The following is a 15,163-nucleotide window of genomic DNA, read 5'->3' as shown; positions in this document are numbered from 1 at the left end:
GCTGTTCTCCTTGGCCAGCAACGAGACGGACGAGCCCGAGAGCGTCAGATCGTTCGCCGCCGACAATGCCGAGCCGTCTATCGTGAGTGCCTTGCCCGCATTGAGCGCAACGCTGCCGCCCAGCGAAGCCAGAACCGACGGAGTTCAGACCGTGCTCGAGGACGATGATTTGTCGTCGCGCATGCCATAGCCCAGTGTGCCCGTATTGATGATGTCGCCATTGCGCGCCAGAATACTCAGGCTGTTGCTGCCCGAAATCGTCCCGATGTTCGTGACGCTCGAGCCCGCAAGCGACACGTCTTTCGCCGCAATCGTGCCGCCGCTCAGTGCCACATTGCCCGGTGCTAGATAGAGCTTCGGCGCCAGTACCGTCGCACCATTCACCTGTAGCGGCACATAACAGACAATGTTCTGCGTCAGAGACGCCTTCTGTTCAAGTGCAGTGCATACAGAGAAACTATCTACTTTACCCCATGAAACTATCGCGTTTAGCGTAAAACACTTTGAAATGTATCGGAATCGAACCATACATCTTCGTAAGTTTCCGTTATTAAAAATCTCCATCCAGGAGCCAAGGCGAGGTATGGAATGATTAGCTTTTCCCATGACGGAATATGGGAATAATGCAGAGGAAGAAAAAAATCATCATCATCCAACATTTCCACTCCACCCCAAACATACCATCCTGAAGTATCTCCGTCAGGTTTTATCCGTAGTCCATTTAAGGGCCTAGCCCCTTCTCTAATATTTTTACTTACTCCCATCTTGTCATTTTCCAATATCGGGAAGAAACCGGAATTGTATTTTTTACATATATTCCGCTGTATCATATCTAGCGTCATTTTAACCCTAATTTTCTTTCATCTGGCGTGAAAAGACGCTCAAATGTCCACCTTGGATCCTCGAACAGGTAGGACAGTGAGGTTGAACCGTATCAATCTGAGTCTGCTTTTCAATAGGTGCTGTCACGTTAACTGATGTGATGTAGGCGACGCCCGAGAAAGAGATCTTCAGGGGCTGAGGGCGGTCGCGCTGCCCCACTGAGCGAAGGCCCGGATACAATGGATGTGCCGGGAAAGGGCAGTGGTGATGGAGGCGGATGGGACGAAGAGATTTCGGATGGCTGAAAAGACAGAAACGAAGCGCTGACACCCGCCCGGTGAACGGAACTTCTGCATGATGCGATCGTGTTTTCGCAAGGGAAGATGACTGTTCTGCGCCCGGCTGTTCAGCCCTTAAGCGAGAAATGCCGGATCGCGAGACCAAGTCTGCGTCTTGCTGCTCCATAGGATTTCAGCATGTCAGTTATCATGTAACAGGGGCGTACCCCCTGCCGTTTCAAAAGCCAGGTCAACAGACGTCTGGCTGCTTTGATGTTCCGGCGGGTCTGCAGGATCTCATCGAGAATAATGCCCTCATGGTCGACAGCCCGCTACAGCCAATGGGGCTTGCCACGGATCGCGATCCGCACCTCGTCCAGGTGCCAGAGATCATCCGGTCTTGCAGCCTTGCGACGCAGGGAGCGGGCAAAGGCCGCGCCAAACTTCAGGCTCCACCGACGGATCGTCTCGTATGAGACGACTATACCCCGCTCGAGCAGCATTTCCTCCATAAGACGAAAGCTCTAAGGGAAGCGGAAATATAGCCATACCGCATGCGCTATCAGTTCACACGGAAAATGGTGCCGTTTGTAGCTCACAGATGACGTTCTCATCACCCTGCTTCAAGAGAAAAGAAAACACCGTCCCCTCTATGAAAATTTCTTTGTAGAAGAGAAGAAATTATATCTTGTATTATAATAATAGATTTTTCCTCCGACCATCCATCGAAAGAAAGCGTTATCTTCATAACTTCCCCCTCAAGGTCCCACCACGCGAATAAAGCTTCATTGCTGCTGTTCCAAAATACGACTGTATCTAAATCACAGTTTTCGAAATCATGAAAAATTTCTCCTTCTGACGAGTATCTTACTTTAAACTCTTTCTTAAAACCAAATATTTCTTTTTCTTTATTAGATAAATAGAATTTTGCGTCACGCATTATATTTACTAAGTATATTAGCGTATATACTCTATTGCAGTTGATAATTACATTGGCCATCATTTGCATTTTATTTGTCCTTGAAAGTCTTTACATGATCCCCCAGAATTCTTCGTGCCAGACTTAAAACACTTTCTGGTGTAGATTCCTCAAAATATGCCCATGCTTGCACCCCTCTTTTACTAGCCTCTGCTGCATATGTCCTCAATACTTCGCCGAGACGACCTAAATTTTTCGCCTTCGCCGGGCCTCCTACTGCGACAAGATCACCATTTCCTGCGATCACATCGATATCCGTCTTTCCCATCGACCCGTGCTGGATTTCATCACGACTTACCCGCCCACCTACGATATCTGCCACTTGCTGCTCCCGCACTTCGCCGAGCGTTTTGCGTAAGCCACCAGGCGAGGGTTGTGACTCCTGTTGATTAGGATCGGTGGAAAAATTGTCTTTTTTCTCCTCATCGTCGGGATCGTCATTATTAGGGGGCAATGAATCAGCGCCCACTTTCTCTGCTGACGCTGCTTGTTTGTTTGGCTGAGCCTGCGCATCGTTTTTACCGGTATGATCCGAAGATTGCTGCTCTCCCGTAGTGGCGCTCACATTCTGGTGTGACTGGTAGGCTTTCAGAGCGGTATTGAATGCGTTTTTTGCCTCTTCCAAGGCGAGTGGCGATTTCAGCGCTTTTGCGATATCCCCAACGGTAACAACGCCGCGGCCTCCCTGGACAAGTGCCAGAACGCCGGAGCCTATTTCCCCAGACACTGCGCCTGCACGCAATCCACCTGCGCCAAGCGCGACAACGCGAAATTGCGAGCCCAGCCCGACCAAGTTTGGACCAGCAAGTGCCAGAGTGCCGAGGGCTGCCATGCCCTTTCCATCCATGGCCTGCATGCCAGCCAGAGGCAAAGAGCCGATAAGACCCCAACCATCGGGAAGATTGCTGATCTGACTGAGGCGGTTTTCGCTCGCATTCCAGAGAGCCTGTGCTTCGGCTGAGCTTCCCATCCCTCCCGAGTAAGGCTTGTTTCTTCCACCCCTCACCTCCCAGTTCTCATATCCTTCCAACTGCGTAGTCAGCTGGGCGTCGCTCCAGAATTTTTTAGGCGGCCTGACTGTAATTTCCTCTGAGGGCCTCTCCAGAAGAGCCCCATGACCCGAATTGCTATCTGACGCCTGAGCGTCCCCCAGTGGTAAGCCCCCAGAAGAAGCAGCCAGATCTCCGGTGGCCACATTCGCCCGACCAGATCCGTCCGTTGGTTGAGCTTGGCCGTCACTAAAGTTGTGCGATCCCACACCCTGAGTTGCATTGTTACCGCTGATATTGCGGCCACTACCTCCAGAGGCACCCCGATCCGCCTGGAATTTATCATATACCTGCTTGCCAACCTCTACGGCGCTTTCTGCGAGTGTCTGTGCGGCGGTCTGGATCTGGAGCGTCGTGTTCAGCTTCTTCGCGTTGAAATCATTGTCCAGATGCCCGTTCGCGCCAGCGAGATCGGTGCTGTAATGCCCCGTCGTGCTGCCGCTCTGCACATCGATAGTGCCCGTGATGACCGATTGCGTGATGCTGCTCTCGCTGTGGTCCTCGTGACCTACCGCAAACGTGCTGGTCTTGAGCACATCTTCCGGCGCCTCGTCTTTCGAATACCCGCCACCCGCCGAGACGCTCGTGCCGCTCCAGCGCGAGATGTTCTCCAGGCTCTCCGCCGTCAGACTGCCGGTGCTGAAATGGTTGCGCTCCGCCTCAGCCGTGCTGCTGATTACGCCGCCGGTCAGATGCGTGTTGCCGGACACCTCGACATCAAGACCATCTTTACCCGCATAAAGACCCGATTGGTCCTTTCCGGTCGAACGGTATTCGTCCGTGATCGACGTGTGGGCCATGCTCGCGCCACCACCCGTCTGACCGACGCCCGTAACGGGGACGGAAATACTCGCACCACCCGATGTCGAATGGCTTTCGTAATGCGCCGTATCTTGCGGGCTCTTGATGACCAGATTACCCGTCTGCACACCGATATGACCGCCAGAGACCACCGCACCATCAAGCGTCGTCGTGCCGGGCGTGGTCAGTGTGACACTATTCGTGCCAGTCACCGTCGTCACAACATGCGTCGTGCTGTCAGACTGGCTATGCTGTGTCGAACCACCAACAGAACCCGTAACACTCACGCCGGCACGAGCCCCTTTAGGCCCTGCACCAATACTCGCCTTCACCCCGACCGAGACGCCAAAGGAACTGCTTGACCCTTCCGTCTCGCCTTTTTCAACGCCTGATTGCAGCATGATGTCCTTGCTGGCAGCAAGAACCACATCCTTGCCCGATAGCTGACCCGCCGTGACACTGATCGCACCGTTCTGCGCATCCGCAGCATTGTCACCACGCGCCACCATGGCAAGCGTGCCACCCGCGCTGGCAGACGAGCCCTGCAACGTCGTCTGGCTCTGACTCGAGGCCGTCTTGCTGGTCGAGAAACCCACACTCGCCTGCACGCCGATGATATCGTCTTTCCATGCGCCACTCGGATAGGCTCCTGCCTCACCCACCGCCGTCTGAAGGCCGCCAAGCACCCCGAGCACACCGTTTTCCTGCTTCGATGCCGCAAGCGCGCCATTGACCGCCTGCCCAATCATAGAGCCCGGTGAGAGCCCGATGCTGGCGCCGATGGATTTCTCCTTATGCGCCGTGCTCTGTGTCTGGCTGTTCTCCTTGGCCAGCAACGAGACGGACGAGCCCGAGAGCGTCAGATCGTTCGCCGCCGACAATGCCGAGCCGTCTATCGTGAGTGCCTTGCCCGCATTGAGCGCAACGCTGCCGCCCAGCGAGGCCAGAACCGACGGAGTCCAGACCGTGCTCGAGGACGATGATTTGTCGTCGCGCATGCCATAGCCCAGCGTCCCCTGCGCGCCCTGGCTGCTCAGCGATATACCCGCCACGTGATGCGACGCACTCGCCTCGCTCTGCGTCTTCGTGGCCTCCAGCGTCAGATTGCCCCCCGCAGAAAGCGAGACATCGCCCTGCGCGCCTATCAGACCCTTGAGGCTCATATCCCCGCCCGACAGACCCGTCAGCGTGCCACCGGACGTCACGTTCGAGCCGCGCTCGACCGACAGACTGCCCTTGTCGGTGAAGCTGCTATGCGTCAGGAAGCCCGACTTGCTGCCAGAGATGTCATGGCTGCTGCTGTCCGTGACAGACCCAAGATCGAGCGATTTGGCCGCAGACAGCACCATATTGCCTGTGCTGTCGATCGTCGCACCCGCCGATTTCAGATCGCCCCCAAGGGCCGCCAGAACCGCATTGCCACCCGCTCTGATGGAGCTCGTGTAATTCTGCGTCTGGCTGAACGCGCTGCTGACATTGGCGCCCTTCACCGCCGTGGCCTGACGCACCGTCGCGGCCCCAAGCGTCAGGCTGTTGCCCGCCAGCATCGACAGGTCGCCACCCGAACTCAGGCGACCGCCATTGAAGGTGATGTCATTGCTGGCCGAGAGTGACGCCGCACCACTCGCCGTGATCGTGCCGACCGAGCCCAGCTGGCCCTGATTGCCGCCATTGACCAGATAATCGTTCAGCGTCGCGCTGTTGATGATCGAGCCGTTCTGCGCCACCAGGCTCACCGAGCCGCCTGCCAGCGTGCCCGTATTGGTGATGTCGCCATTGCGCGCCAGAATGCTCAGGCTGTTGCTGCCCGAGATCGTCCCGCTATTCGTGACGCTCGATCCCGCAAGCGACACGTCTTTCGCCGCAATCGTGCCACCGCTCAGCGCTACATTGCCTGGGGCCAGATAGAGCTTCGGCGCCAGCACCGTCGCACCATTCACCTGCACCGGCACATACCAGACGATATTCTGCGTCAGGGACGCTTTTTGCTCATCGCTCAGCGCCTGACCAAAAGTCAGACCAAGGCGCTGCGCCTGATCTGCTCCGTTCGTGACCAGTGCCTGCATCTGGGAAGATGCGTTGACAAACGTGCCGCCCAGGAAGGTCTGGCCCGTCGCCGAAACAATCTGCTGCTGCACATATTGCTGGTCGAAATAGGAATCACCCAGAAACGTATAATCCGACGGTGTCTTGCCCAGACGATCCACAAGATATTGCGAGCCGTGAAACGCTGTCAGGCTCGTATAGGCCGGGTTCGTCTCGACCAGATAATGCGCCTGGGGCGACGGGTTGGGCACATAGAGCGCGCTGCCTGCCGGAATGGAGGTAATCACCTGCATTACCGACGGATCAGAGCTGTTCAGAAAACCCGGGAGACGCAAATGCTGCGCTGCATCCGCTGCCGTCTGGACGCCTTCCTGTGGAAGCACACCTCCACCGGCAAGAGAGGGCGCTGACCCACCGGATGGCGGACGACCGCCGGAAAGCCCGTTGCCGCCCTGGCCCGGCTGGAGCCCTTCGGGTGTGATGCTGCCCCCTGTTTCGGGTCGTCCGCCCGCCAGTCCATTGCCCTGACCTGGCGCAGTCAGCGATCCACCACCGTTGTGCGCAAGATCGGTGTTACCACCGCCGGCGAGAGCACCCGTATCGAACGCGCCAAGCCCGTCATGCCCTGACTGGGCTGTCGCCTGTTGCCCGGAGCCAGTCAAGAACCCGCCATCTAGCCCAGTGCCCGATATGCCTCCCTGCGCCCCGGCGCCACCGGAAACGCCCGTATCGATATTCCCTGTCGGGCGATCGGCACCGGGCAGCGTCAGGGAACCGCCGCCTACTGCCTGACCGTTCAGGCCAGGCGCTGTCACACCACCCGGCGTGCCGCCTTGGTATTGCGAGGCGGCGGCAAGCTGTGCGGCGGTCGCATGCTGGATAATCGTGCTGTTGTTGATCTGCCCTGCAAAATCGCCGATCAGGCTGTTGGCGGCCACAATCGTGCCAGACAACCCGTTTGAGCGGCTGCTGCCCCAGATCTGGCTTGGCCAAGGCCAGCCACCACCCGATCCAACCTGCCAGCCACCGGGAAACCAAGGATTGGCCGCCTCACCGGGGGGCATGTACCAACGGCAGGAATTTCCGTTATAGCAGGTCAGCGTATAGGTAACGCTCGTGTCGTACCCGACATTGTTCAGCGAGCCGCCCTTAAGCGACATGTTGTTGCCAGCAGCCAGATGGCTGGCATCATTGGTAATGGCGCCACTGGTCGTAACGTTCAGATCATGCCCTGCTGAAATGACGGAGGGTGCGTTCGAGGCTGTGGCCAGAGACCCGACGCCGGTTACGACAACCTTCGAGGCGGCAGTGCCGCCATAAAGCGCAGCGAGCACGTAGCCCGATCCCGGTTTACCATCCGGCGTCAGCAAACCGTCAGGAGTCTGGATGGCCAGGATCTTCTGACCCCAGTAATACTGCCCCGTATTGCCGAGATTCGAAGGTGTCGGCGGGTTTGCCAAAGCCTGATCGTAGGTTTGGCTATAAACAACCTGACCCTGCTGATAGGTGACACCGCCAATGATATCATTGGTCAGGGACCGCGCGCTGATGACGACATCACCCTGAGCGCTGCCTGTCAGAATCTGGCCAGAACTGTTCGTGATATCCCCGGCAAACTGGCCCGACCTGCCTCCAATCGTCAGATCGCCTGCATCGGAAAGGATAGCGCCCTGACGGTTGGTCAGATTGCCATCCAGCGCGATCTGCACGCCCTGCGTACCGCTGATCAGCCCTGTATTTGTCAGACTGCCGGGTGTCGAGAGAGACAGGGCAGCGCCTGCGATAAGAGCGCCGTTATTGGCAATATCAGGCGCCATGGCGGTGATCCCGCCACCCGCAATGACGCCAGCCCCGGCATTGATGTGCCAGCCGGAATCCAGGGTGAGGCGCGCGTCGCCTCCGGCAGAGAACAAAAAGCTCCCGACATCCTGCGCCGTGGAGAAATCGAGGTTACGCGTGGTCTGGACCGCGCTGGTTCCCGTGAGCGCGCTGGTATAGAGCGTCAGATCCCGTCCGGCCTGAAGCGTACCCCCGGTGAGATCGAGCTGGCGCATACGTGCGCCCTGCCCGGCAGTGAGGGACAGGTCGCCTCCTTGCGTCAGGATCGTGCCCTGGGAGCTCTCAATCTGCTGCGCAGCAACAGCAAGGTCCGACCCGGCCTGCAGGCGCCCCCCGTTATTGATCAGGTCGTCAAGCGCATGGCCTGCCCCATCTCTGGCGATGGACAGCGCGCCACCGACAGCAAGAACCTGGCCCGCATCATTCGATAGACGACCGGTCTGAAGCGTAATGTCGCGCCCCGCCTGCAACAGGCCATTGTCATTGGCGATAGATCCCGTCGCAATGCGCACCGACCCGTCTGTGCCAATGATGCGCCCGCCCTGATCATTGCGCAGGGACGAGGCCGTGAGTGACACCAGCCCCTGACCGGAGCCAATCTGCCCGCCGCGATTATCAGTGTTGGCCGTATTCAGCGTCACATCGGCCAGACCATAAATCAGGCCGTTATTCGTCAGGTCTCCGGGCAGTGACAGTGAGAGTGCGCCGCCCGAAAGCATGAGATTGCTGTTGGTCAGCTGCGTGGCGTTCAGCGTCAGCTGGTTTCCACGGGCGGTGATTTCGCCTGCATTATCGAGCGCACCCTGCAAAACAAGTGTTGCATTGCCATTGGCAACAATCCCGGCCTGAGCCGCATTCTCCAGTGAGCCAGACTGAATAGACAGCAACCCCTGGGTTGCTTCAGTCTGGATCACGCCTCGATTGATCAGGGCAGCACCGCTTGTGAGGGCAAGATTACCCTGCGTGCTGGCCATGATGCCGTGCTGGTCATTCGAGACGCTGCCAGCCTGCACTGTCAGGTCGCCCACCGAGGCGATCTTTCCTGCGTTGATGAACCCGTTGGTCACCATCAGCCCCATGGACTGACCACTGGTGACCTGACTGTTTTCACCGCCTTGATAGGAGCCCGCATCGAGCGTGACCGCTCCTGTCGCCTGGATCGCGCCATTCGTATTGGTCACGCTGCCGTTGCCTGACCCACGAAGAACCAGATCGCCCGCCTGAGCCAGTATCTGACCATTGTCATTGGCAAGGTCGGTAAAGCCGATACTGACAGGCCCGTTACCCTGGATAATCCCCTGGGTATTGGTCACACTGTCGATCGCATTGGCCACCCCGATAGACACAGAAGCCGATTTTGAGAGGACAAGCCCCAGCGTATTGTCAAATTGTGGCGCAGCCAGCGCCACAGAGCCGTCCGCCTGAAGGACACCGCTTTTATTGGCTATGGCCGTACCGGTCAGCGTAAGCAGGCCACCCTGTGCAATGATCCGTCCCGACCCGTTGATGATACGCGCAGCGTCAAGCGTGATATCACCGTTTGCCGTACCTATCTGCCCGTCAGTGTTGTCAAACTGACCAGCCATGCGCGCCACGACGCCTGCGTCAGCGTAAATCACCCCGCTATTTGTCGCGCCGTTCTGAACGGTAAGCCGGGTCTGGGCAACGCTTCCGAGGAAACCTGAATTTGTAGCGTCCTGCGCAGCGAGTATCAGCGCACCCTGACGCGAGACGAATGTGCCCGTATTGCCCAGACTGCCTGTGATCGAAGCGCCAATGTCGCGTTGCGCGGCAATCGTGCCGCTATTCTGGAGGTCCGATGCCTCAAGCGTCAGGGTGCTCAGATCGCCAGAGGCCTGGACGGCGCCCGCATTGGCAATGGCCTGGGCCGTCAGTGCGAGAGTCTGGCCTTTTGCCGAAATGACCGCAGGCGAGTCAGCGCTTTGACCGACGAGGTTGGTAATACTATGGGCTGCAAGGGCGAGATTACCCCCGGCATCGATATGACCCGCATTGACGACATCGCCACTCAAAAGCAGGCCCATATCGCCGCTGGAAGTCAGCATCGAGGCGATGGAACCAGTATAGGCGCCCGCACCAAGGCGCAGATTTCCGGCGCTCTGGATGATCCCGCCCGTGTTATCGAGCGCACCATCACCAGAAAGCGCAAGATCCATCCCGCCTGCGGTGGTCAGGATCGTGCCATTGCTGTTTGTCAGAGAATTCGCCTTGAGCGACAGCGTTGAAGTCGCTTGCAGGGTCGAGGCATCGTTCACAACTGCCGTACTCGGCATGCCCTGTCTGCCTGCAATATCGAGTGCGCCGTCACGGGTCAGGATCTGCCCGCCTGCCCGATTGGTCAAATTGGCAGTCTCAATGGTCTGGCCCGTCTGGCCCTGCAGGATGCCACCCTCATTAAGAAGCGTGTCCGTCTTTATCTGCAGGTCTCTGCGGGTCGAGAGAATGGTTCCACCCACATTCGTCAGACTACCGGTATCAATCGAAACCGTGCCTGTATCGGCCCCAATCTGGCCCTCACCACGATTTGCCAAAGTGCCGGCGGCCAACGTAACGCCCTGCGCTCCATAGAAGGTGCCCTCATTGAGCACTGAACTGGAAAGCTGCAGCGACAGCAGATCCGACGCTGCCATAGTACCGCCGTTTTGCAGCGACGACGCATTGAGGGTGAGACTGCCGCCGAGGGCACTAAGCTTGCCGGTGTTAATCACGGCATCGCTGACCGAGACAGTGACGTCTCCATTACCGAGGATATTCCCGGTATTCGTCAGCCCCGCCGTAACAATCGTGAGTGTTTTTCCGGCTGCCGAGCTCTGTATGATACCGCTATTGGAAAGCGCATCTGCGCTATGCGCATTAGTCGTGAGCGTCAGATCGCCATTTTTCGCAGCAATCAGGCCTCCCGCACCGTTGATCAGCCTGTCAACGGTCAGGGCAAGATCGGTACCGCTGGAGATGATGCCCTGATTATCGAGATCGCCTGAGACCGAGAGCGCCATACCGGCGTTCCCGAGAAGGGAGCTGCCTGCGTCAGACTCATAATGCTTTGTGGCGATTGAGAGTACGCCGGTCGCACCGATGGTCCCTCCCTGGTTGAGTATGGAGGATAACGGGTTTTCCCCGTTTTGCAGGATCAGATCCGATCCCAAGGAGAGCACAGCTCCGCCGTTGCGATTATCGAGCGCACTGACGGTGCCCGTAACCTTGTCCTGCCCCTGTATGGTGCCAGCCCGGTTATCGACATCTCCCGAAATCAGAGACACGCTGCCCTTCGGAGAGATGATTTTGCCTTGGTGATTGAGCAGTGTGGCAGAGGTGATCATGATGGATCCGTTGCCATTGCCGATCTGGCCATCACTATTATCGAGTGCGCCACCCGCCCTGATCGTCGTACCCGTCGCGCCATAGAGCGTGCCGCTGTTGCGCAGGGCATCCTGAACGGACACGCTCAGCAAGCCGTTTTGCGCACCGATCTGCCCGGTTGATGACAGCGCTCCCGCCGTCAGTGACAGATCGCCCTTGCCCGCCAGCAGTGACCCACCGACCGAAGCCAATCCATCCATGCGCAAGGTCAAGCTGTCCGCAGACTGCACAAGGCCAGACCCGGCATAGCGCGCGCCATTCAGAGAAACGGCACCAGCATTCAGCGTGCCCAGCTGGCCGTTATTGGTAAGACCTGCGCCTTGTGCTGTGATTGACAGACCGCCTGTTGTTGCAACCATCTGCCCGTGGGCATCATTGACCAGACCACCCTGGGCGCTGAGCGTCATGCCCTGCGCCGACAGGATCTGGCCGTCATTCTGCACGCCGCCCGAGGCCGTAAGATCCAGAGTGGCATCTGATGCCAGAGACGCACCTTGGGCGGCGTTATATTGTGCCAGTGTCGCTGTCAGAGGCCCGGACGCATAAATGACACCCGCCCCGTTATTCGTCAGCGCCTGTGCCGAGACAGACAAGACGCCGCCCTTGGCTGAAAGCGTGCCGTCACTATTGTCGATATCGCCCGATACGGTCAGACCGAGCGCACCAGAAGAGGCGATGATCCTGCCCCGGTTATTGGCAACAGAACCTGCCGTGACAGAGACCGCACCATTCCCCGAACCAATCTGGCCATCACTGTTATCGAGCGCGCTACCCGCCTTAATCGTCGTACCCGTCGCGCCATAAAGCGTGCCGCTGTTACGCAGGGTATTGCGCGACGAAAGTCTGAGTGCTCCTGCCTGCGCACCGATCTCCCCGGAAGACGAGAAATCATCAAATGACAGGGTCAAATCGCCACGCCCAGCCAAAAGCGAGCCTGTCATCGCAACATTGCCGACCGCCGCGATATCCAGCCCATCGGCAGATTGAATCAGGCCAGCGCCGGTCATTTCTGCTGCGCGAACCTGCACAGTGCCTGTGTTGACCGTACCTATCTTGCCATCATTATTAAGGCCTGATCCCTGAGCAGATATGTCAAGATTACCGTCTGAAGCGATGATCCGCCCCTCAGACCCGTTGTCGAGACCACCCTCAGCCTTGACCGACATGGCGCTTGCAGATTGCACCAGCCCGTCATTCTGAACACTACCCGAGGTGGAGAGATCCAGTGTCGTATCTGACGCAAGAGACGCCCCCTGTGTGGCGTTATATTGTGCCAGTGTCGCTGTCAGAGGCCCGGACGCATAAATGACACCCGACCCGTTATTCTTCAGCGCCTGCCCCAAAACAGACAAGGCGCCGCCCTTGGCCGAAAGCGTGCCGTCACTATTGTCGATATCGCCCGATACGGTCACACCGAGCGCACCAGAAGAGGCGATGATCCTGCCCCGGTTATTGGCGACAGAGCCTGCCGTGACAGAGACCGCACCATTCCCCGCACCGATCTGGCCGTCACTGTTATCGAGCGCGCCACCCGCACCGATCGCCGCACCCGTCGCGCCATAAAGTGTGCCGCTGTTGCGCAGGGCATCCTGAACGGACACGCTCAGCAAGCCGTTTTGCGCACCGATCTGCCCGGTTGATGACAGCGCTCCCGCCGTCAGTGACAAATCCCCCTTGCCTGCCAGCAGCGACCCACCGACCGAAGCCAGTCCGTCCATACGCAGCGTCAAACTGTCCGCAGACTGCACGAGGCCAGACCCGGCATAGCTCGCGCCATTCAGAGAAACGGCACCAGCGTTCAGCGTACCGAGCTGACCGTTATTGGTCAGACCTGCGCCCTGTGCCGTGATCGACAGGCCGTCAGTCGTCGCAACGATCTGGCCATTCGCACCGTTACCCAGTCCGCCCTGCGCGCTAAGCCTCATACCTTGCGCGGACAGGATCTGGCCGTCATTCTGAACAGTACCCGAAGCGGTGAGGTCGAGCGTGGCATCTGATGCTACAGACGCCCCCTGTACGGCGTTATATTGTGCCAGTGTCGCTGTCAGAGGCCCGGACGCATAAATGACACCCGAACCGTTATTGGTCAGCGCCTGTGCCGACACAGACAAGACGCCGCCCCTGGCTGAAAGCGTGCCGTCACTATTGTCGATATCGCCCGATACGGTCAGACCGAGCGCACCAGAAGAGGCGATGATCCTGCCCCGGTTATTGGCAACAGAACCTGCCGTGACAGAGACCGCACCATTCCCCGAACCAATCTGGCCATCACTATTATCAAGCGCACCACCAGCCCTGATCGTCGCACCCGTGGCGCCATAAAGCGTGCCGCTGTTACGCAACGCTGTCTGCACTGAGAAAGACATGGCGCCGGATACAGCCTGGATCGTGCCAGAATTGCTCAGAGACTGAAGAGCCGCTCCCGACAAACTGTAAGCCTGAATATTGCCCGAATTGGCTAGGGATGGACTGTTTTCAAAAGACAGATCCTGCCCTGCGATAATGCTCCCGGCATTACCAAATTGCGTCGCCGTAAAGTGCATGGCGTCATGCGAGGCTATACGACTTGTTTCGTCGTTAGCGATCGCGTTGGCGGTGATCGAAAGAGCCCCGCCCTGGGCCGCAAGTTCACCCCCGCTCTGTGAAAATTTGCCGTTTGCCCGGAGTGCGACCGAACTGCCCTGTGACGCAATCTGTCCACTATTGGCGATATCTCCTGCGCTTTGCAGGTCGAGTTGTCCCTGTGCAGCCAGAACGCCGCCGGTCTCATTACCGATAGACTGCGCGGATGCAGAGAGAGCGCCGCCGCTCGCTGCGAGCGTACCGCTGTTGCGAACGTCGTTACGTGCCGCGATACGAATGCCGGCACCCCCAGCCGCTTTCAGGGAGCCCGTATTGCGCACAGTTGTAGCCGAGAGCACGATCCCCTGCTGTGAGTCGATCTGACCTGACTGGGTGATGGCCCCGGTCGATGTCAGTTGCGTTGAGGCGCCCGACTGGATCGATCCTGCCTGCTGCGTCTCTCCAGCCGCCATTTCGACCCGGCCGGATGCGCTCATCTTACCATTCAGGACGAGTTGCCCATCCGTTGTAAGAGTCATGTCACCGGCATTGGCAGCCATTGTGCCGTTGACACGAACACCCGCACCTGCCTCACTGACGAGCATGGAGATCTGCCCGGCATAGAGCCCGCCCAACGCGGTACTGTCTATCGCAAAAGCCGGTGCCGGGCTTCCATCCTTGTCGAGCGGATGAACCTGACCAGTTTCGTAATCGATACGGTTCTGCCCAACGACAAGACGCGCGTTCTGGGCATTGACCTGGGCACTGAACGTGACGCGACGGCTGAGGATGTCGAGAACCGGGACCGCGGTAAAATTACCCCCCTGCCCTTCAAATGCAACATAACCATCCTGCACCTTAAGCGCAGCCAGCTTTCCAGTTGTGTCGATCTCGGAATGACCTGAAGCGAGCGTAACCCGGCTCGTATTGACGAAGCCGCATCCGTTACACGTGATGCCATTGGGGTTGGCAATAACGACATTGGCACTTTGCCCGGCGACTTCCGTTGTCCCCAGCATCTGACTGGCATGGGGGCCTGTCACCTCATTGAGGATGACCTTTGCACTAGTCCCATTCAGATTGGCATTGCCATAAACATACCCACCCAACTGGGTCTGGGCCGCCTTTGTCGCGTTGTTGAGGATAAGCCCCTTCTGCTCGACCCCATATTCCGTGAACATGTTATGCGACAGACCTGCGCCGTTGGGCGTGGCGATGTTAAGCTGCTGCACGCCATTGGCGGCTCGGTCCAGATTGGGCGCAGGGGCGCTCGGCATCGTGTGATTATCAATCACGATTGACGGCGCGGCCTGTTGGGCACTCGCTATGGCGGGAAACAGGGCCATATCTGCGGAAAGAAAAACCGCCAGGAGTTTGCGAAGGTTTTTCTTCATGAGAGTGTCATT

The 15,163-nt window shown here is 58.1% G+C and carries 5 protein-coding genes and 1 pseudogene; 1 reads left to right on the top strand and 5 read right to left on the bottom strand.

Annotated features, from left to right (window positions below; all coding sequences use genetic code 11):
* On the top strand, window positions 1-190 hold a 190-nt coding region (locus tag IEV53_RS14775; protein ID WP_229719790.1), incomplete at its 5' end, for a hypothetical protein.
* Here IEV53_RS14775 and IEV53_RS09045 read toward each other — a convergent pair.
* The 5 genes and pseudogenes from IEV53_RS09045 to IEV53_RS09025 form a co-directional block, all read right to left on the bottom strand.
* Window positions 145-396, bottom strand: a complete 252-nt coding sequence (locus IEV53_RS09045; RefSeq protein ID WP_188426459.1) for a hypothetical protein — start codon at window positions 394-396, stop codon at window positions 145-147. The two genes, IEV53_RS14775 and IEV53_RS09045, sit on opposite strands and share 46 nt — an antisense overlap.
* Window positions 397-488: 92 nt before the next feature.
* The gene (locus IEV53_RS09040; RefSeq protein ID WP_188426458.1) at window positions 489-842 is read right to left on the bottom strand and encodes an immunity protein Imm33 domain-containing protein; all 354 of its coding nucleotides are present in this window, start codon (window positions 840-842) and stop codon (window positions 489-491) included.
* Window positions 843-1,010: 168 nt separating this feature from the next.
* Window positions 1,011-1,678, bottom strand: a pseudogene (locus tag IEV53_RS09035) (IS6 family transposase); the annotation flags it as partial.
* 35 nt (window positions 1,679-1,713) lie between these two features.
* Complete coding sequence (locus IEV53_RS09030) at window positions 1,714-2,109, bottom strand: hypothetical protein (RefSeq protein ID WP_188426457.1); 396 nt, start codon at window positions 2,107-2,109, stop codon at window positions 1,714-1,716.
* A 1-nt stretch (window position 2,110) separates the two neighbouring features.
* Window positions 2,111-15,151 carry a two-partner secretion domain-containing protein gene (locus IEV53_RS09025; protein WP_188426456.1) on the bottom strand — a complete coding sequence of 4,347 codons (13,041 nt, stop codon included), beginning with the start codon at window positions 15,149-15,151 and terminating at the stop codon, window positions 2,111-2,113.
* Window positions 15,152-15,163: the final 12 nt, after the last annotated feature.

It is taken from the genome of Asaia siamensis, assembly GCF_014635085.1.
GTDB classification, from domain to species: Bacteria; Pseudomonadota; Alphaproteobacteria; order Acetobacterales; family Acetobacteraceae; genus Asaia; species Asaia siamensis.
Note: the sequence above shows the minus strand (reverse complement) of the source record. Positions and strands in the feature narration are given on the sequence as shown.

Bases quoted from the DNA above. Each gene is read 5' to 3' on its own strand.
- IEV53_RS09040 (WP_188426458.1), bottom strand. From the start codon at position 842: ATGACGCTAGATATGATACAGCGGAATATATGTAAAAAATACAATTCC.
- IEV53_RS09030 (WP_188426457.1), bottom strand. From the start codon at position 2,109: ATGCAAATGATGGCCAATGTAATTATCAACTGCAATAGAGTATATACG.
- IEV53_RS09025 (WP_188426456.1), bottom strand. From the start codon at position 15,151: ATGAAGAAAAACCTTCGCAAACTCCTGGCGGTTTTTCTTTCCGCAGAT.